Origin of the sequence: Streptomyces sp. NPDC056503 (assembly GCF_042794995.1) — a bacterium.
Lineage (GTDB): Bacteria > Actinomycetota > Actinomycetes > Streptomycetales > Streptomycetaceae > Streptomyces.
Window position 1 is genome coordinate 1 of record NZ_JBHTST010000158.1, and the last position, 18,680, is coordinate 18,680.

An 18,680-nucleotide genomic window follows, 5' to 3' on the forward strand; every position below is an offset into this window, starting at 1 on the left:
CCCCGAAAGGGGCCCGCCCGGCCTTCGGTCTTCCTCGGGTCGACCCGTGGGGGGTCCAGGATCCAACTCCCGGGATCCAATCCCCGGGATCCGGCATCTCGGATCCAACATCCGGATCCAACATCCGGATCCGAGACCCCGGATCCCGGATCCCGTCCGCCCGGCGGTCCATTGACCGGGCGGCGACCGCGCTCTTACGTTCACGTTCGGACATACGGCCGTTGGTCGATATTTCGAACGAGAGGACCCTCCGTGTCACTCCCCGAGCGCACCGCCCGCTTCACCCTCGACCCCGACTTCACCATCGGTCCCGTCGACCCCCGCCTCTTCGGCTCCTTCGTCGAACACCTCGGGCGCTGCGTCTACACCGGCGTGTACGAGCCCGGCCACCCCGCCGCCGACGCCGACGGCCTGCGCGCCGACGTCCTCGACCTCGTCCGCGAGCTCGGGGTCACCGCCGTCCGCTACCCCGGCGGCAACTTCGTCTCCGGGTACCGCTGGGAGGACGGTGTCGGTCCGGCCGAGGAGCGTCCGCGCCGGCTCGACGTCGCCTGGCGTTCCACCGAGTCCAACCGCTTCGGCCTGAGCGAGTTCATGGGCTTCCTGCGCAAGCTCGGTCCGCACGCGGAGCCGATGATGGCGGTGAACCTCGGCACCCGGGGGATCGCGGAGGCCATGGAGCTCGTCGAGTACGCCAACCACCCCGGCGGCACCGCCCTCTCCGACCTGCGCGCGAGCCATGGCGACAAGGATCCCTTCGGCATCCGTCTGTGGTGTCTGGGCAACGAGATGGACGGCACCTGGCAGACCGGTCAGAAGACCGCCGAGGAGTACGGCCGGCTCGCCGCCCAGACCGCCCGCGCCCTGCGCCAGATCGACCCGGACCTCGAACTCGTCGCCTGCGGCAGCTCCGCCCGGGACCTGCCCACCTTCGCGTCCTGGGAGGCGACGGTCCTGGCGGAGACCTACGAGGTCGTCGACCACGTGTCGCTGCACGCCTACTACGAGGAGACCGACGGGGACCGGGACTCCTTCCTCGCCTCCGCCGTCCACATGGAGGCCTTCATCGAGGAGGTCGTCGCCACCTGCGACCACGTGGCCGCCCGGCTGAAGTCGGAGAAGCGGCTCACGCTCTCCTTCGACGAGTGGAACGTCTGGTACCAGCGCCGCCCCAACCCGCACCCCTTCGAGGACTGGCAGGAGGCGCCGAGGCTCCTGGAGGACGTCTACACGGTCACCGACGCGGTCGTCTTCGGTTCGCTCGTCATCACCCTGCTCCGCCACGCCGACCGGATCGCCGTGGCCTGCCTCGCCCAGCTGGTCAACGTGATCGCGCCGATCATGACCGAGCCCGGCGGCCCCGCCTGGCGGCAGACCACCTTCTTCCCCTTCGCCCAGGCCGCGCGGTACGGCCGCGGGACCGTCCTCGACGTGCGCCCGGTCTCGCCGGCGTACCGCACCGAGAGGTACGGCGAGGTGCCGCTGCTCCACGCGACCGCCGTCCGGGCGGAGGACGGCGGCGTGACGGTCTTCGCGGTCAACCGCGACCGGCACCGGGCGCTGCCGCTGGACGTGACCCTGCGCGGCTTCGGCCTGGCGGAGGTGGTGGAGCACAGCGCGCTCGCCGACGCCGATCCGGAGGCGTGCAACACCCTGGCCGAGCCGGACCGGGTGGTGCCCCACGAGGTGGTCGGCGCGGAGCTCGTGGACGGGGTGCTGAGGGCCGTCCTGGAGCCGATGTCGTGGAACGTCATCCGGCTGGCCTGACCGGCCTCTTTTGAATCCTTTCACTGCCTAGGGGTGCGTCCGGGGTTCGAAGCGCTTCGAAAGATCCTGTCCGAAGCGTTGACGTGGCTGACGGGCGACCCTACGGTGACCCAGCAAGCGCTTTCCTGAAACGTTCTAATCACGCGCGGGAGGACGAACTGTGCGTACTCATGGCACTGTCGACCGTCGGAGTCTGCTGAAGATCACGGGTGGCTCGGTGGCGGCACTCGGCCTGACCGCGGCGGGCTGCGGAAGCGGCTCCGACTCGTCGAACGGCGACGGCACCGTCACCATCCGGTACACCTGGTGGGGCTCCGACGACCGCGCCAAGCGGATCAACCAGTCGATCGCCCTCTTCGAGAAGAAGTTCCCGAGGATCAAGGTCAAGACCGACTTCCAGCCCTACGCCGACTTCTGGAAGAAGTTCAACACCCAGGCGTCCGGCGGCAACACCCCCGACGTCTTCCAGAACGCCATCGGCTTCCTGCGCAAGTACGACGCCAAGAACGTCCTCCTCGACCTGCGCGGGCAGGTCGAGGCCGGGAACCTCCGTCTGGAGGGCTTCCGGGCCGGGCTCGAGAAGTTCGGCGAGGTCGACGGCAAGCTGCTCGGCGTCCCCGTCGGCTCCAACTCGATGGCCCTCGTCGTCGACCAGGCGGTCTTCGCCAAGGCCAAGGTCGCCCCGAAGCCCGGCTGGACCTGGGACGAGTACCACGACGCCCTGGCGAAGATCCAGGAGACGGCCGGCCGGGCCGGCGACGCGGGCCCCTACGGGATCATGTACCTGTACGACCTGTACCTGCGCCAGCAGGGCAAGGCCTTCTTCACCACCTCCGGACTCGGCTTCACCGAGGCCGACCTGACGGACTGGTGGACCAAGGCCGCCGCCCGGGTGAAGTCCGGCGTCTACGCCGACCCCAAGAAGACCATCCAGGCCAAGCCGAAGTCGGCGGTCACCGCCGAGCTCGCCGGCTCCGAGTTCACCTGGGACAACTTCGCCGTCCGCTACACCGCCGAGGGCAAGAGCCGGTACGGCCTCGCCCCCATCCCCACCACCGACGGCAAGCGCACCGGCCAGTACCTCGGCTCGCTCATGCTCAGTGCCTCCAGGCGCACCAAGCACCCCAAGGAGGTCGCCCAGTTCATCGACTTCATGGTCCACGACCCCGAGGTCGGCAGGATCATGGGTTACGACCGGGGCGTCCCGGCCACCGAGGCGCAGAACGCCGCCTACGTCCCCACCGACGAGGTCGGCAAGCAGATCGCCGCCTACGAGAAGCAGCTCGTCGAGACCCGTGTCCTGGAGCCGATCACCCCGCACCCGGCCGGCGCCGACGTCTGCGAGGCGGCCTTCCTGCGGCTCTCCGAGGAGATGTCCCTGGGCACCCGGAGCGTCGCCGACGCGGTGAAGCAGTACTTCACCGAGGCGAAGACGGCCCTCTCCGTCTGATGGACGCCGCCGTGACCACCGTACCGAACGCCGCCGCCGCGGAGACCCCCGAAGCGGCCCCGCCGGGGAAGGGGGCCGCGCCCGCGGTACCCGCCCCCGGCGGCGGGCGCCCCCGCCGGGCGGCGGGCCGCGCCCGGCCCCGCGCCGCCCGCGAGAACCTCGCCGGCTACCTCTTCATGTCCCCCTGGATCACCGGCTTCCTGCTGCTGACCGCGGGACCCATGGCCGTCTCGCTCTACTTCGCCTTCACCGACTACGACCTCTTCGACGCCCCCCGCTGGATCGGGCTCGACAACTTCACCGAGATGTTCGGCGACCCCCGCTGGCGCACCTCCGTCGAGGTCACCGGCTGGTACGTGGTCCTCGGCACCCCGCTGAAGCTGGCCGCCGCCCTCGGCGTCGCCCTCCTCCTCAACCAGAGCCGGCGCGGACAGGGCTTCTACCGGGCCGCGTTCTACGCCCCCTCGCTCATCGGCGCCAGCGTCTCCATCGCCATCGTCTGGCGCGCCCTCTTCGCGGACGGCGCCCCCGTCGACCGGGCGCAGCAGCTGATCGGCCTCGATCCGGGCGGCTGGATCGGCGACCCCGACAAGATCATCTACGCCCTGGTGGCGCTCACCGTCTGGCAGTTCGGCGCCCCCATGGTCATCTTCCTCGCCGGGCTGAAGCAGGTGCCCCGCGAGCTGTACGAGGCCGCGCAGATGGACGGCGCGGGACCGTGGCGCAGGTTCTGGAACATCACCCTGCCGATGATCTCCCCGGTGCTCTTCTTCAACGTGCTCCTGGAGACCATCCACTCCTTCCAGATCTTCGGCTCCGCCTACATCATCGGCAGCCAGGGCAACGCCTGCGGCCCCGCCGACGGCACGCTCGTCTACACCTGTTACCTCTACGTCCAGGGCTTCGAGAACAGCCGGATGGGCCTCGCCTCCGCCATGGCCTGGATGCTGCTGCTCGCCGTCGGCCTGGTCACGGCGGTCCTGTTCTGGTCCCAGCGACGCTGGGTGCACTACGAGGAGGGGGGCCGATGAGCCTCGTCCGTACCGGGGCGCGGCGGGTGCGCGCCGGGTCTCTCGCCTGGCACCTCGGCTCCCTCGCCGTCCTCTCGGTGGTGCTGTACCCGGTGATCTGGGTGATCGGCGGGTCGTTCAAGCCGAACGACGAGATCGTCGGCAGCCTGAACGTCCTCCCCGCGGACCCCCTCACCGACAACTACCGGCGGCTCGCCGACGGCATCGCCGACATCCCCATCTCCACCTTCTTCGGCAACTCGCTCTTCCTGGCGCTCGCTTCGGTCGTCGGCGTGCTGGTCTCCAGCTCGCTCGCCGCCTACGCCTTCGCCAAGATCGGCTTCGCGGGCCGCAACCTGCTCTTCACGCTGATGATCGGGACCCTGCTGCTGCCGTACCACGTGCTGCTCATCCCGCAGTACGTGCTCTTCCAGAAGCTCGAACTGATCAACACGTACACGCCGCTGCTGCTCGGCAAGTACCTCGCCACGGACGCCTTCTTCGTCTTCCTGATGGTCCAGTTCATGCGCGGACTGCCCCGGGAACTGGACGAGGCGGCGCGGCTCGACGGCTGCGGGCACCTGCGGACGTACTGGTCGATCGTCCTGCCGCTGTGCCGGCCGGCGCTCATCACCAGCGCGATCTTCACCTTCATCAACGCGTGGAACGACTTCATGGGCCCGCTGATCTACCTCAACGAACCCGAGAAGTACACCGTCTCGCTCGGTCTCAAGATGTTCGTCGACCAGGACGGCGTCGCCAACTACGGCGGCATGATCGCGATGTCGCTGGTGGCGCTGCTGCCCGTGGTCGCCTTCTTCCTCGCCTTCCAGAGGTATCTGATCGACGGCATGGCCACCTCGGGGCTCAAGTGAGGCGGGACCGCTTCCTCGCCCGGTTCGGGGTCTTCGCCGAGTGCCTGCTGACGGGGGTGTGGATCGCCGTCGCCGCGCTCCCGCTCGTCACCCTGCCGGCGGCGCTCGCCGCCGGCGCGGGGCACCTGCGGCGCACCGTCGACGGCGAGGCGACCGGGCTGCGCGGTTACGCCGCCGAGCTGCGCGCCGCCCTGCGGGGCGGCGGGTGGGCGGCGGGCCTGGCCTACTGGGCCGTGCTCGCCCTGGTTTGGGCCGACCTCGCGCTCGTACGGGCGCTGCCGGTGCCCGGCGGCCGGCCGGCCGGGGCGCTGGCGATCCTGGCGGCGCTCTGGGCGACCGTCACCGTGCTGCGCGCCTCCACGGCCTGGCGGCCGGGCGGCAGGTGGCGGACCCTGCTCCCGGCGGCGGCCCGCCGCTCCCTGCGGGACCCGGCCGGCTCCCTGCTCGTCGTCTGCGGACTGGCGGTGGTGGCCGCCTCGGCCTGGTTCTCCGCCCCCCTGGCCCTGCCCGCGCTGGGCCTCCTGCTCGCCGGCACCCTGGCGGCCGAACAGCGGACGACGCCCGTCCTCGCGGACGCCTGACCGCCCGCGGTGCCGGGGGCCGCACCCCTCCCTCCCACCCGGGGTGGGCCCGACCCGCCGGACCCGGCCCCGCCCTGCCCGATCCGGCCCGACCCTGTCCGTCGCACCCCGGTGGCCCGTTCCACCGGCCCGTGACCCGGTCCGGTGTCCGGTCCGCACGTGCCGGGCCCGGTCCGTCCCGGTCGTCCGGAGTCCGGTTCCGGGCTCGGTCCGTCCCGGCCGCCGTCACGGTCCCGGTCCGCTCCCCGGCCTCGTCCGCGGGGCCGTCGCCGGGTCCGGGGACCGAGCCGGACCGAGGCCGGCGGACCCGGCCCCCACTCCGGCGGACCCGGCTCCCACTCCGGCGGACCCGGCCCCGCCGCGTACCTCCGTGCGTCCTTTTCCTCCCGCAGGCATGTCATGGGCATGCCCCTGAAAGGAGTCTCCGTGTCTTCGCTACCCCGTCGTTCGCTGCTCAAGGCGGCCGCCGTCGCCGGCGCCGCCGCCCAGTTCAGCTGGGTGCTCGGGCGGAACGAGGCGCAGGCCGCGCCCGCCGCCGAGCCGGCCGCCGAGGAGCGGCCCGCGAGCATCACGTGGCTGGAGCCGGGCGGCCTCGGTGCCGCCGGTGGGTCGACCTTCGGCGTCGCCTGGCCCAAGGGCGCGCACCCGGGCGACCGCGAGTTCGCCCTCACCACCGCCGACGGCGCCCCCGTCCCCGTACAGACCTGGACCACCGCCCGCTGGCCCGACGGCTCCCTCAAGTGGACCGCCCACGCGGTCGGCCCCGAGGCGGCCGGTGCCGAGCGGTACTCGCTCGCCCCGGGCACGCCCGCGACCGGCGCGAGGACCGTCACCGTCACCGAGTCCGGCCGCCGGATCACCGTCGACACCGGCGTCGTCAAGGCCGTGCTGTGGAAGGACGGCGGCAAGCTCGTCGAGTCCCTCACCCGCGACGGCGTGAGGATCGCGACCGACGGACGGCTCGTGCTGCTGCGCCAGGGCGACCTCGACGACGGCGACCAGGGCAACGCCAAGTGGGAGCGGTTCGACGGCGAGATCTCCGGTGCCGTCGTCGAACAGGCGGGCCCCGTCCGGGCCGTGGTCCGGATCGACGGCAAGCACCGCAAGGGAAGCCGCAGTTGGCTGCCGTTCTCGGTCCGGCTCTACTTCCACGCCGGCTCCGAGGCCCTCCGGATGATCCACACGATCACCTTCGACGGCGACCAGGACAAGGACTTCATCCGCGGCCTCGGCGTCCGCTTCACCGTCCCGATGCGCGACGCCCTCTACGACCGGCACGTCCGCCTCGCCGGCCAGGACCAGGGCTTCCTCACCGAGGCCGTCCAGGGCGTCACCGGCCTGCGCCGCGACCCCGGCGCCGCCGTCCGCGCCGCCCAGGTCAAGGGCGAGAAGCTGCCCGACCCGGCCACCTGGGACCAGCGGGTCACCACCCGGCTGCAGTACATCCCGACGTGGGGCGACTACACCCTCTCCCAGCTCACCGCCGACGGCTTCGGCATCCGCAAGCGCACCAAGCCCGGCCACGGCTGGATCCCCGCGGGCGGCGGCCGCCGCGCCGACGGCTTCGGCTACGTCGGCGGCGCGAGCGGCGGACTCTCCTTCGGCCTGCGGGACTTCTGGCAGAAGCACCCCGCCCAGCTCGACGTCCGGGGCGCCGCCGGCGACGCGGCCGAGGTCACCCTCTGGCTCTGGTCGCCCGAGGCCCAGCCCATGGACCTGCGCTTCTACCACGACGGCATGGGCCAGGACACCTTCCCCGAGCAGCTCGAAGGCCTCAACATCACCTACGAGGACCACGAGCCCGGCTTCGGCACCCCCTACGGCATCGCCCGCACCAGCGAGCTGATGTTCTGGGCCAACGCCGCCACCCCGACCGCCGCGGCCCTGGTCGCCCAGGCCGCCGCCGTCCGCGTCCCGCCGCAGCTCGCCGCGAGCCCCGAGGACCTCGTCCGCGCCCGCGTCTTCGGCGGGCTGTTCTCGCCCGTCGACCGCTCCACCCCCGCCAGGGCGCGGATCGAGGACCGCCTCGACTACCTCTTCGCCTACTACAAGGACCAGGCCGAGCAGCGCCGCTGGTACGGCTTCTGGGACTACGGCGACATCATGCACACCTACGACGAGGACCGGCACCAGTGGCGGTACGACGTCGGCGGCTACGCCTGGGACAACTCCGAGCTCTCGCCGGACCTGTGGCTCTGGTACGCCTACCTGCGCTCCGGCCGCGCCGACGTCTTCCGCTTCGCCGAGGCCATGACCCGCCACACCGGCGAGGTCGACGTCTACCACCTCGGCACCTGGGCGGGCCTCGGCACCCGGCACGGCGTCCAGCACTTCGCCGACAGCGCCAAGCAGCAGCGGATCTCCACGGCCGTCTACCGCCGCCCCTACTACTTCCTCACCGCCGACGAACGCGTCGGCGACCTCATGCACGACCTGGTCGACTCCGACGAGACCTTCCTCGCCCTCGACCCCATCCGCAAGATCCGCACCGAGCCCTACACCCCCGACCGCCACGCCCTCTCCATCGGCTTCGGCACCGACTGGAGCGGTCTCGCCGCCGCCTGGCTCACCGAGTGGGAGCGCGGCGGGCCCAAGGCCGCCAAGGCCGAGGCGCGCCTGCGCTCCACCATGGAGACCATCGCCGCCCAGCCCAACGGCTTCGTCCAGGGAACCGGCCTCTACGACCTCGACACCGGCCGGTTCGCCATCGCCGACAAGCCCGTCGTCGGCGTCTCCCACCTCTCCGCCATGTTCGGCCTGGTGGAGATGTGCGCCGAGCTCGTCGACCTCGTCGACCTGCCCGCCTTCACGTCCGCCTGGCTGGACTACTGCCGCTACTTCAACGCCTCCAAGACCGAACAGGCCGCCCGCTACGGACAGAACTTCGGCACCCTCCTCCTCTTCCAGGGCCACTCCCGCCAGGACGCCTACGCCGCCGCCCGGCTGAACGACACCAAGCTCGCCCAGCGCGCCTGGGCCAAGTTCGACAAGAGCGACGGCTACACCTCCGCCATGGTCTGGGACAAGACGCCCGTCCGGGGCCCCGCCGCCCTCGAACCCGGCTACGAGCACCTCTGGATCAGCACCAACACCACCGCCCTCTACGGCCTCGCCGCCATCCAGAACCTCGCCCTCGTCGGCGACCACCTCCCCGAGTGACGGACAGGAGAAGCCCGATGAAGAGGACCACGGTCCTCGCGGCGAGCCTGCTCACCCTCCTCGCCGCCACCGCACCCGCCACCGCCCACGCCGGGGAGAACCCCTACGGCCAGGGCCTCGACCACTGCGCCGCCACCGAAGCCGGCGCCCTCGCCTGCCACTTCGACCTCCCGCCCGGCACCTACGACGTCACCCTCGCCCTCGGCGGCGACACGGCCGGGGCGACCTCGGTCGGCGGCGAGACCCGCCGCGCCCTGCTCGCCGAGACCCCGACCGGGGCCGGTGAACGGGTCCGCCGCTCCTTCACCGTCGACGTCCGCGACCCGGAGGGCGAGCCCACCGGAGCCACCGGAACCCCCGGCCTCGACCTGCTGCTCGGCGGCTCCGCCCCGCGCGTCGACTCGCTGCGGGTCACCCCCGCCCCCACCGCGACCCGCCTCTTCCTGGTCGGCGACTCCACCGTCTGCGACCAGCCCGGCGACCCGTACACCGGCTGGGGCCAGCGGCTCCCCGTCCACCTCAAGCGGGGCGTCGCCGTCGCCAACCACGCCGACTCCGGCGAGAGCACGGTCACCTTCCTCGCCGACCCGGCGCTCTTCGACCGCGTCGAGGCCGGGATCCGGCCCGGTGACCCCGTCCTGATCCAGCTCGCCCACAACGACAAGCAGACCGACGCCGCCGGCTACCGCGCCAACCTCACCACCCTCGTGGAGCGGGTACGGGCCAGGGGCGGCGAACCCGTCCTCGTCACCCCCGTCGTCCGCCGCTGGTTCAACGCGGACGGCACCCTCGACAACGGCGTCGCCCTGCTCGTCAACGGCCTCGGCGTCGATCACCCGGCCGAGATCCGCGCCCTCGCGGCCTCCCTCGGCACCCCGCTGATCGACCTCACCGCCCTCACCAAGGCCCGGGTCGAACAGCTCGGCCCCGAGGCCTCCAAGGCGCTCTACCTGACGACCGAGAAGCGGGACAACACCCACACCTCGGTCCGCGGCGCCACCGAGTACGCGGCGCTCGTCGCCGCCGAACTGGCGGCCCAGGGCGTCCTCCCGGAGCGCCTGCTCCGCTGAACCGCCCCCGCCGGCCGGGCCCCGAACCCCACGGGACCCGGCCGGCCCCGCGTCGGACGTCCCGGTACCGGACCACCATCACCACGGCCACGAGGAACCCGGCGACGGCCCGGCCGGCCCGCCGGCCCGCTGCCCTACGTCACCATGACCCGAGCGGGGCGAACGTCAGGGCGAAGGACGCCGGGGCCGCCCGGAGCCGGTGCTCCGGGAGCACGCCCGGGCCGCAGGACTGGGAACCGATGCCGTGCAGGGCGTGGTCCAGGTGGAGCCACAGCGTGTCGCCCGGGACCAGGTCCGGGCGGTGCGCGGCGGCGTCCAGCTCCGCGTGCGTCCAGCGGCGGGCGGCGAACCAGAACGACGGCTCGCCCTCGACCCGCAGCCCCGCGCCGCCGCCCGTCAGCTCCAGCCACCGGGTGTCGATCCGGGCACCGTTCTCCTGCGGGCGCACGTACGGGGTCTGGAGTCCGGCCACGGTGGACTCCCAGATCCCGGGGCGGGCCGCCGCGCGGGTGTCCGGGTACGCCTCGCCGGGGCCGCCGCCGTACCACTCCGCCCGGTCGAGCGAGGCCGGCAGCCCGAGCCGGACACCGAGCCGGGGGAGCGGCACCGTCCACTCGCCCTCCGGCACCACCTCCACGTCGAGCCGGGCCAGTGGGCCGGCAGCGGTCCAGCGGTAGGTGACGGCGAGCCCGAAGTCCCGGGCGGCGGGCGCCACCCGGACGCGCACCGTCACCCCCTCCTCGTCCACGGCCACCCGGTCGGTGCGGTGCCGCACGCGGTCCAGCCCCAGCTGCCGCCAGAGCGGCCCGAACCGCGCGTCCGGCTGCCAGGGGGCGCCCTCGTCGTTGTCCGTCGGCGCCCGCCACACGTCGAGGCCGAAGCCGGTCACCGGCAGCCCGCCGAGGCCGACCAGGGCGCCCGTGCGCGGGTGGAGCGCCGCCGGGCCCAGGAGGACCGCGCCGTCCCCGACGACCGCCCGGAGGGCCGGGCGGGGGCGCGCCAGGGGGCTCGGCCCGGTCACCGGCAGCACGCCCCAGGCGACCTCGTGCCCGGCCCCGGCCCACGGCGTGCCGGTGGCCAGCACCGCCCGTACGGTCCACGCCGTCTCCTCGCCCGCCGGGTGGGCCGGCGGCTCCGGCAGCGCCACCTCGGTCCGCTCGCCCGCCGCGAGCGGTGGCACCTCCAGGACGCCCTCGCCGGCCACCCGCCCGCCCACCAGGAACTCCCACACGAAGGCGAGCGACGACAGGTCCGCCACGTCGTGCAGGTTGGTCACCGCGACCGTGCCGGGCCGCTCGCCCGGCACGATCCGCACCGGCTCGATCACCTTCTTGTACTCGACCAGGCCCGGCGAGGGCGTGCGGTCGGGGAAGAGCAGGCCGTCGCAGACGAAGTTCCCGTCGTGCAGCTCCTCGCCGAAGTCGCCGCCGTAGCCGTACCCGTGGACCGGGTGGGTCAGGCCGTGGTCGATCCACTCCCACACGAAGCCGCCCTGGCAGCGCTCGTACCGCTCGAAGAGGCGCTGGTACTCGCTCAGCCCGCCCGGCCCGTTGCCCATCGCGTGCGCGTACTCGCAGAGGACGAGGGGCAGTTCGCGCCGGGCCGCAGGGCCGTCGTCCTCGCGCCGGCCGATCTCCTCGACCTCGGCGTGCGGCGGGTACATCCGGGAGTACACGTCCACGTCGGCGCAGGACCGGTCGCCCTCGTAGTGCACCGGTCGCGACGGGTCCCGGTCGTGGATCCAGCGGGCCATCGCGGTCAGCCCGGCGCCCGTGCCGCACTCGTTGCCCAGCGACCACAGCACCACCGACGGATGGTTCTTGTCCCGCTCGACCAGCCGGGCGGCGCGGTCCAGCAGCGCGGGCGTCCACCGCTCGTCGTCCACCGGGTTGCCCCGCCAGCCCAGCTCCTCGAAGCCGTGGGTCTCCAGGTCGCCCTCGTCGATCACCCACAGCCCGTAGGAGTCGCACAGGTCGAGGAAGGCCGGATGCGGCGGATAGTGCGAGGTCCGCACCGCGTTGATGTTGTGGCGCTTCATCAGCTCGACGTCCTCGCGCAGGGTGTCGAGGCCGACGGCCCGGCCGGTCTCCGGGTGGAACTCGTGCCGGTTCACGCCCCGGAAGAGGATCCGCCGCCCGTTCGCCTTCAGGACGCCGTCCTCCACGTACACCGAGCGGAAGCCGATCCGCAGCCCGATCCGCTCCCCGCCGGCCGTCAGCTCGCCCTCGTACAGCCGGGGCACCTCGGCGCTCCACGGTTCCACCGGTACCGTGACCGACTCGCCGGCCGCCAGGTCGAGACCCAGCTCCGGCACCCTCACCCGGCCGGGCACGTCGCAGTCGACCCGCAGCTCGCCGGTCCCCGCCGCGTGGTCGTACGAGGCGTGCACGAAGAAGTCGCCGGGGGCGCCCTCCGGCCGGTGCAGCAGCGTCACCTCCCGGAAGACGCCGGGCAGCCACCACTGGTCCTGGTCCTCCAGGTACGACCCCGAGGACCACTGGTGGACGCGGACCGCGAGCACGTTGTCCCGCTCCCGCAGCAGCGGGCCGACCGCGAACTCGTGGGCGAGCCGGGAGCCCTTGAACCAGCCCAGTTCCGTGCCGTTCAGCCACACCCGGGCGCAGGACTCGACCCCATCGAAGCGGAGCACCGCCCCGCCCTCCTCCGGCCAGTCGTCCGGCAGGTCGAACCGGCGCAGGTGGTCCCCGGTCGGGTTCTCGTCGGGCACGTGCGGCGGGTCGACCGGGAAGGGGTAGAGGACGTTGGTGTACGCCGGTCCGCCGAACTCCCCGTCCTTGCCCTGGAGCACCCAGTGCCCGGGCACGGAGACGGTCCGCCAGTCGCCGGCGTCGAAGCCGGGCGCGGCGAAACCGGTGTCCACCGCGTCGGCGGCGGGCGAGAGGCGGAAGGCCCACGCGCCGCCCAGCGGGAGGCGCGCGGCGTCGGACTCCCCGGTCCAGGCGCGCGGCGGCAGGGTGCCCCGCTCGGGGGCGAAGGAGGTGTACCAGGGCAGGTCGGTCATGGTGCTCCCATCGGAGGAAGGGGCGGCGGAAGGGGCGGCGAAAGGAAGGAAGGGGGACGGCGAAAGGAAGGAAGGGGGACGGGCGGGGAACGGACACCCGCCAGAAAGCGCTTGCGCGGCCGGTTCCATCCCACCGCGCCGCCCGCCCCCGCACAACCCCGCGCGGCCCCCCGGCCCTTGGACTCTTCGCGCTCCGCCTGGACAGTCCGACGAGCGGCCGCTTAGGGTCGGGGTCCCTGTCGTCGACGGGCACCCCACCCATCCCGGAGAAACCTCCCGGACCAGCCGAGGAGCGCGCACGTGGTCACCCTCGCCGACGTCGCCCGTCACGCCGGCGTGTCGGCCAGCACCGTCAGCTACGTCCTCAGCGGCAAGCGCTCCATCTCCGCCGCCACCCGCGAGCGCATCCAGCACTCCATCGACGAGCTCGGCTACCGCCCGCACGCCGGGGCCCGCGCCCTCGCCGGCGGCCAGACCAGCGTCCTCGCCCTGATGATGCCGCTCCGCACCGGCCTCTACGTGCCGGTGATGATGGAGATCGCCATGGCCGTCACCACCACGGCCCGCGCCCACGGCTACGACGTGCTGCTGCTCACCGGCGAGGAGGGCCCCGAGGCCGTCCGCCGGGTCGAGGGCAGCGCCCTCGCCGACGGCATGATCGTCATGGACGTCGAGCTCGACGACCCCCGCCTGCCGCTCCTGCGACAGGCCGAGCGGCCCTCCGTCCTCATCGGCCTGCCCGCCGACCCCGCCGGGCTCGACTGCGTCGACCTCGACTTCGCCGCCGCCGGCGCCCGCTGCGTCGACCACCTCGCCGGCCTCGGCCACCGCAGCCTGGCCGTCCTCGGCGAGCCCCCCGCCGTCTACGCCCGCGGTACGGGCTACGCCGAGCGCACCCTCACCGGCGTCCGGACCGCCGCCGCCGAGCACGGCGTCGAGCTGCTCCACCGGCCCGTCGACGGCACCTACGCGGCCGTCTCCGCCGCCGTCACCCGCGTCTTCGAGGAGCGTCCCGGCACCACCGCCCTCCTCGTGCAGAACGAGGCCGCCGTCGAACCCCTCCTCACCGTCCTGCGCCACCAGGGCCGGGCCGTCCCCGAGGACGTCTCCGTCGCCGCGGTCTGCCCCGACCAGGTCGCCGCCCACGCCTCCGTACCGCTCACCGCCGTCGCCGTACCCGCCCAGGACATGGGGCGGATCGCCGTCGAGCGGCTCGTCGCCCGGCTGCGCGGCGAGAGCCCCCGCGGTGCCGAACTCCTCGCGCCCCTCCTCACCGTCCGCGCCGCCACCGGTCCGGCGCCCACCGCACCGGGGGACGGCCGTGCCCGGCACTGACCCCGGCGAGGACCGGGACGGCGCGGTCGAGTTCCGCGACTTCTTCGACCGCCACTACGCCGAACTCGCCCGCCTCGCCCACCTCCTCACCGGCGAGACCGACGCCGCCGACGACCTCGCCGCCGACGCCATGCTCGCCCTCTGGCACCGCTGGGACCGGGTCCGCGCCGCCGAACACCCCGCCGCCTACGCCCGCGGGGTCGTCGCCAACCTCGTCCGCACCCGCATCCGCGGCACCGTCCGCGAGCGCCGCCGGATCGCCGCCTTCTGGGACCGGCGTCCCGAGCACACCGAGGACCCGGACGTGCCCGCCGTCGTCGACGTACGGACCGCGCTGCGCGCCCTGCCCTTCCGCAAGCGCGCCTGTGTCGTCCTGCGCCACGCCTTCGACCTGTCCGAGCGCGACACCGCCCTGGCCCTGGGCGTCTCCGTCGGCACGGTCAAGAGCCAGACCGCCAAGGGCATGGCCGAACTCCAGAAGCTGCTCGGCGGCCGGGCCGCCACCGAACTCGCCACGGGGAGGCGCTGATGGACGAGACACGGCTGCGCGGCGAGCTGCGCGAGGCGGCGGCCGCGCACCGCCCGGACCACGCCCGGATGCTGGCCCGCGTCGAGCGGGGCATGGCCGCCCCGCCGCCCCGCCGCGACCGGACGCCGCTGCGCGCCCCCCGGGCCGGCCGCCGGTGGACGGCCACCGCGGCCGTCGCCGCGACCGTCGTCGCCGTCGTCGGTCTCGGCGGCCTCGCCGTCACCACCCTCCAGGACCGGCCCGCGCCCCCGGCCGTCGCCGCCGTGCCCGGCCCGGCGGCCCGCGCGGCCGGCACCGTCGACCCCGGCAGCAACCACTGGTGGGCCCAGAGCGACCTCGCCGTCACCACGGACGCCGAGGTCACCGGCCTCACCGTCGAGGTGCGCGTCGCCCTCACCGGGGGCGTCGTCAGGACCGGCCACTGGCAGACCCGCTCCGCCGACGACTTCACGGTCGCCGTCACGGAGGAGCCCGGGGCCCTGGTCTACCGCTGGACCCTGAAGGACGGCCGCGCGGTGCCCCCGGGCCCGCACACCTTCGCCGCCCAGTACAACCACGCCGAGGGCGTCCGGGACGCCTCGGCCGACAGGTACACCGTCGTCCTCACCGCCCGCGACGGCGGCCGCACCACCCTCCGCGGCGGCTTCGGCTGACGGGGGAGGGCCGGGGCCCGTCGCGCCCGCGGCGGCCCCGGCCCTCCCGCGGCGGGTCGGCCGTACTCCTCCGGTCCCCCGTCACCGGGCCGGAGCCACCGAAACGCATGTGAAACGTTTCGATCGAGGAGGCAACCCTTTCCCGTCCCGCGGCGACCTACGGCTACCCCCCCAGCCACCGAAGGAGCCGCACCATGCAGAACCACCCCGTCCGCCGCCGGACCGTCCTCGGCGCGGCCGTCGCCGCCACCACGACCGGCGCCCTCGCCGTCACCGCCGCCGCGCCCGCCGCCGCGGCCGGGTTCGGCTGGAGCGACGACGGCGCGAACTACGTGATCGACACCGGCGCCGGACTCGTCTTCAAGGTCTCCAGGACCAACGGCGACCTCACCTCCCTCGTCTACAAGGGCAAGGAGTACGAGAGCTACGGCGGCAAGCACTCCCACGTCGAGTCGGGCCTCGGCGCCTCCACCGTCACCCTCGCCCGGACCGGTGCCACCATCCTCGTCACCGTCGTCCACGGCACCCTGCGCCACTACTACGCGGCCCGCTCCGGCCTGAACAACGTCTACCTGTGGACGGACAAGGCCGACACGTCCTTCACCGCCACCCGCTTCATCGCCCGCCTCAAGCCCGGCGTCTTCCCGAACGAGGGCCCGGACTCCTGGGTCGAGGGCGCCGACACCGTGATCGAGGCCGGCGACGTCTGGCGGCGCGCGGACGGGCGGACCCGCTCCAAGCACTACTCCGGCGTCCGCGTCATGGACTACGACCACGTCGGCTACACCACCGGGTCCGTCGGCCTCTGGATGGTCCGCTCCAACCACGAGAAGGCCTCCGGCGGCCCCTTCTACCGCTCCCTGCTCCGCCACTCCAACGAACTGGGCGTCGGGCTCTACGAGATCCTCCACTACCACCAGTCCCAGACCGAGGCCATGCGCTTCGGCCTCCAGGGGCCCTACCTGCTCGCCTTCACCGACGGAGGCACCCCCGACCCGGCGCTCTACCCGGCGGCCCACGACACCGGCTGGGTCGACGGCCTCGGCATCCCCGGCTGGGTCGGCGCCGCCGGACGCGGCCGGGTCGCCGGCGTCGGCCTCAGGAACATGGACCCGGACCACCCGTACACCGTCGGCTTCGCCAACGCCGACGCCCAGTACTGGACCCGGGCCGCCGCCGGCACCGGCGCCTACTCCTGCCGGGGCATGCTGCCCGGGACGTACACGCTCACCGTCTACAAGGGCGAACTCGCCGTCCACACCACGACGGTGACCGTCACCGCCGGCGCCGCCACCGCCCTGAACACCCTCACCCTCACCGGCGACCCGAGCACCGCCCCCGCCGTCTGGCGCCTCGGCGACTGGAACGGCACCCCCGCCGGCTTCAAGAACGCCGCGCTGATGACGTACGCCCACCCCGCCGACGTCCGGGCCGCCGCCTGGACCGGGAACGTCGTCGTCGACGGCACGGATCCGGCCTCCGCCGTCCCCTGCTACCTCTGGAAGGACGTCAACGACGGCTTCCTGGTCCACTTCCGGCTCACCGCCGCCCAGGCCGCGGCCGCGCACATCCTGCGGATCGGCGTCACCACCGCCTTCCTCAACGGCCGCCCGCAGGTCACGGTCAACGACACCTGGGTCTCGGCGATCCCGTCACCGCCCACCCAGCCGTCGACCCGCTCCCTCACCAACGGCTCCTACCGGGGCAACAACCACACCTTCACCTACAGCGTCCCCGCGAGCGCGTGGAGGGCGGACCCGTCCCAGTACAACGTGCTCCGGCTGAACATCGTCAGCGGTTCGACCGGGACGGGCTTCCTGAGCGCGGGCACCGCCCTCGACTGCGTCGACCTCCTCGTCTGACGCGACGGGCCGGGGGCCGGGCAGCGACGCCGCCCGGCCCCCGGATGGTGGTCCTTCACGCGCCGGTCCCTCACCTCCCGGCCACCGGACACTCCTCGGGCTCCCAGTCGCCCAGGTACCCGGCCCGGGTCGCCTCCGCGGCCTGCCCGGGGCTCAGCCGCGGACGGTTCTCCGGGACGGTGACCTCCGCGCCCCGGCCCTTGTTGCGGTACTCCGCGAAGCGCTGGTCCTGCCACGGGTACTCGGCCCGCATGTCCGCGTACGGCGCCACCGCGTCGATCCCCGGGCCCAGCACGCTCTCCCGGACCACCAGGGAGGGCCAGGCCGTCGTGTCCGAACCGGGCACCCAGGGGCGGGCCAGCTTGTAGAAGCCGTCCGGGGCCTCGCTGGTGACCCGGCAGCGGGCGGCGAGGAAGCCGTACGGGTTGGCGCGGGCCGTCGACGGCGCGAAGACGAAGCCGTACGGGGCGCCGGCCAGGTCCGTGCGGACCAGGGTCCGGAAGTGGCAGTGCTCGAAGACCGCCGTGGCCCGCCCGAAGACGAAGTCCACGTCCCCCTCGACGTAGCAGTGCGCGTAGTACTGCCGGGCGAAGGCCGCCAGGGACATCGAGTCCGCGTACAGGGTGTCCTGGTGGCCCAGGAAGCGGCAGTGGAAGAAGGCCGAGCGGTCGCCCTGCGCCTTCAGCGCCACCGCCTGCGTGCCCGGGTTGCCCGGCAGGTCGGTGCGGAGGAAGTCGTTGGCGAAGGTCACGGCGTGCGCGGTGAAGTCCGCCGCCTGGAGGGTGACCGTCGCCGAACCGGTGGTGCCGTACGGACCGGAGCCGTCCGGCTTCGGGGTGCCCGCCGCGTTGTCGTGGACCACGACCACGTCCTCGGCGTCCCCGCTCGCCCCGATCCACGTCATGCCGGTCCGGGCGGCCGTCACGGCGACCGTCTCCCGGTACGTGCCCGGCGCCAGGACCAGCGTCCAGCCGGCGCCGGACGCGGCGCTCACCGCGGCCTGGACGGAGGTGTGGTCGCCGAGGCCGCCGGGGTGGACGTAGAGCGTCTTCGGGGAGAGCCGGGCGGCGGGCGAGCCGTACCGGCCGAAGGGCCCGGCGGGGGCGGCCGCGGCGGGGGCGGCCGGCAGCGCGAGGGCGGCGAGCGCCGCGCCGACGCCGGTGAGGAAGGACCGGCGGCCGGGGCCGCTGCGGGGGTGGTGCGAGGGCATGCGGATGCTCCTTCGCTGAGCGGGAGGCGGGAGGCGGGAGGCGGGAGGCGGGAGGCGGGAGGCGGGAGGCGGGAGGCAAGGGGAGGGGAAGGGGAGGGGAAGGGGGTGGAACCGGGCCGGGGCGGGCGCGGGGGGGCGGGGGGGCCGCGCGCCGCCC

13 protein-coding genes are annotated in these 18,680 nt (G+C 73.8%); 11 read left to right on the forward strand and 2 right to left on the reverse strand.

Annotated features, from left to right (window positions below; translation table 11 throughout):
* The first annotated feature begins 252 nt into the window (after positions 1 to 252).
* The 7 genes from ACFQ8C_RS32255 (at position 253) to ACFQ8C_RS32285 (ending at position 9,912) form a co-directional block, all read left to right on the forward strand.
* Positions 253 to 1,767, forward strand: a complete 1,515-nt coding sequence (locus ACFQ8C_RS32255) for an alpha-N-arabinofuranosidase (RefSeq protein WP_383464562.1) — start codon at positions 253 to 255, stop codon at positions 1,765 to 1,767.
* 160 nt (positions 1,768 to 1,927) lie between these two features.
* A complete protein-coding gene (locus tag ACFQ8C_RS32260) occupies positions 1,928 to 3,217 on the forward strand; it encodes an ABC transporter substrate-binding protein (protein WP_383464565.1) in 1,290 nt (429 codons plus the stop codon).
* Positions 3,217 to 4,248 carry a carbohydrate ABC transporter permease gene (locus ACFQ8C_RS32265; protein WP_383464568.1) on the forward strand — a complete coding sequence of 344 codons (1,032 nt, stop codon included), beginning with the start codon at positions 3,217 to 3,219 and terminating at the stop codon, positions 4,246 to 4,248. The genes ACFQ8C_RS32260 and ACFQ8C_RS32265 overlap by 1 nt, the downstream gene beginning before the upstream one ends.
* The gene (locus tag ACFQ8C_RS32270) at positions 4,245 to 5,102 is read left to right on the forward strand and encodes a carbohydrate ABC transporter permease (protein ID WP_383464571.1); all 858 of its coding nucleotides are present in this window, start codon (positions 4,245 to 4,247) and stop codon (positions 5,100 to 5,102) included. The genes ACFQ8C_RS32265 and ACFQ8C_RS32270 overlap by 4 nt, the downstream gene beginning before the upstream one ends.
* A complete protein-coding gene (locus ACFQ8C_RS32275) occupies positions 5,099 to 5,683 on the forward strand; it encodes a hypothetical protein (protein ID WP_383464574.1) in 585 nt (194 codons plus the stop codon). Before ACFQ8C_RS32270 ends, ACFQ8C_RS32275 begins: the two co-directional genes overlap by 4 nt.
* 426 nt (positions 5,684 to 6,109) lie before the next feature.
* A complete protein-coding gene (locus tag ACFQ8C_RS32280; RefSeq protein WP_383464576.1) occupies positions 6,110 to 8,842 on the forward strand; it encodes a Tat pathway signal sequence domain protein in 2,733 nt (910 codons plus the stop codon).
* Between the two features lie 17 nt (positions 8,843 to 8,859).
* Entirely contained in the window at positions 8,860 to 9,912 is a 1,053-nt protein-coding gene (locus tag ACFQ8C_RS32285) for a rhamnogalacturonan acetylesterase (protein ID WP_383464579.1), read from the forward strand.
* 139 nt (positions 9,913 to 10,051) lie between these two features.
* Here ACFQ8C_RS32285 and ACFQ8C_RS32290 read toward each other — a convergent pair whose 3' ends face one another.
* On the reverse strand, positions 10,052 to 12,934 hold the full coding sequence (locus ACFQ8C_RS32290; protein WP_383464581.1) for a glycoside hydrolase family 2 TIM barrel-domain containing protein: 2,883 nt from the start codon (positions 12,932 to 12,934) through the stop codon (positions 10,052 to 10,054).
* Between the two features lie 300 nt (positions 12,935 to 13,234).
* Here ACFQ8C_RS32290 and ACFQ8C_RS32295 point away from each other — a divergent pair, with 300 nt between their 5' ends.
* The 4 genes from ACFQ8C_RS32295 to ACFQ8C_RS32310 all read left to right on the forward strand — a co-directional run bounded on the left by ACFQ8C_RS32295 (position 13,235) and on the right by ACFQ8C_RS32310 (position 17,313).
* Positions 13,235 to 14,269, forward strand: a complete 1,035-nt coding sequence (locus ACFQ8C_RS32295) for a LacI family DNA-binding transcriptional regulator (RefSeq protein WP_383464584.1) — start codon at positions 13,235 to 13,237, stop codon at positions 14,267 to 14,269.
* Positions 14,256 to 14,798 (forward strand): SigE family RNA polymerase sigma factor, encoded by a 543-nt coding sequence (locus ACFQ8C_RS32300; protein ID WP_383464587.1) that lies wholly within the window; start codon positions 14,256 to 14,258, stop codon positions 14,796 to 14,798. Before ACFQ8C_RS32295 ends, ACFQ8C_RS32300 begins: the two co-directional genes overlap by 14 nt.
* Positions 14,798 to 15,451, forward strand: coding sequence for a hypothetical protein (locus ACFQ8C_RS32305; RefSeq protein ID WP_383464590.1), 654 nt, complete (start codon positions 14,798 to 14,800; stop codon positions 15,449 to 15,451). Before ACFQ8C_RS32300 ends, ACFQ8C_RS32305 begins: the two co-directional genes overlap by 1 nt.
* Positions 15,452 to 15,645: 194 nt before the next feature.
* Entirely contained in the window at positions 15,646 to 17,313 is a 1,668-nt protein-coding gene (locus tag ACFQ8C_RS32310; protein WP_383464593.1) for a rhamnogalacturonan lyase B N-terminal domain-containing protein, read from the forward strand.
* Positions 17,314 to 17,383: 70 nt separating this feature from the next.
* On the opposite strand, the gene ACFQ8C_RS32315 is transcribed toward ACFQ8C_RS32310, so the two are convergent.
* Positions 17,384 to 18,523: a pectinesterase family protein gene (locus tag ACFQ8C_RS32315; protein WP_383464596.1), complete on the reverse strand. Its 1,140-nt coding sequence runs from the start codon at positions 18,521 to 18,523 to the stop codon at positions 17,384 to 17,386.
* Between the last annotated feature and the right edge of the window lie 157 nt (positions 18,524 to 18,680).

Coding starts and splice junctions, on each gene's coding strand:
- ACFQ8C_RS32270 (WP_383464571.1), top strand. CDS start 4,245: ATGAGCCTCGTCCGTACCGGGGCGCGGCGGGTGCGCGCCGGGTCTCTC.
- ACFQ8C_RS32265 (WP_383464568.1), top strand. CDS start 3,217: ATGGACGCCGCCGTGACCACCGTACCGAACGCCGCCGCCGCGGAGACC.
- ACFQ8C_RS32305 (WP_383464590.1), top strand. CDS start 14,798: ATGGACGAGACACGGCTGCGCGGCGAGCTGCGCGAGGCGGCGGCCGCG.
- ACFQ8C_RS32315 (WP_383464596.1), bottom strand. CDS start 18,523: ATGCCCTCGCACCACCCCCGCAGCGGCCCCGGCCGCCGGTCCTTCCTC.
- ACFQ8C_RS32290 (WP_383464581.1), bottom strand. CDS start 12,934: ATGACCGACCTGCCCTGGTACACCTCCTTCGCCCCCGAGCGGGGCACC.
- ACFQ8C_RS32285 (WP_383464579.1), top strand. CDS start 8,860: ATGAAGAGGACCACGGTCCTCGCGGCGAGCCTGCTCACCCTCCTCGCC.
- ACFQ8C_RS32310 (WP_383464593.1), top strand. CDS start 15,646: ATGCAGAACCACCCCGTCCGCCGCCGGACCGTCCTCGGCGCGGCCGTC.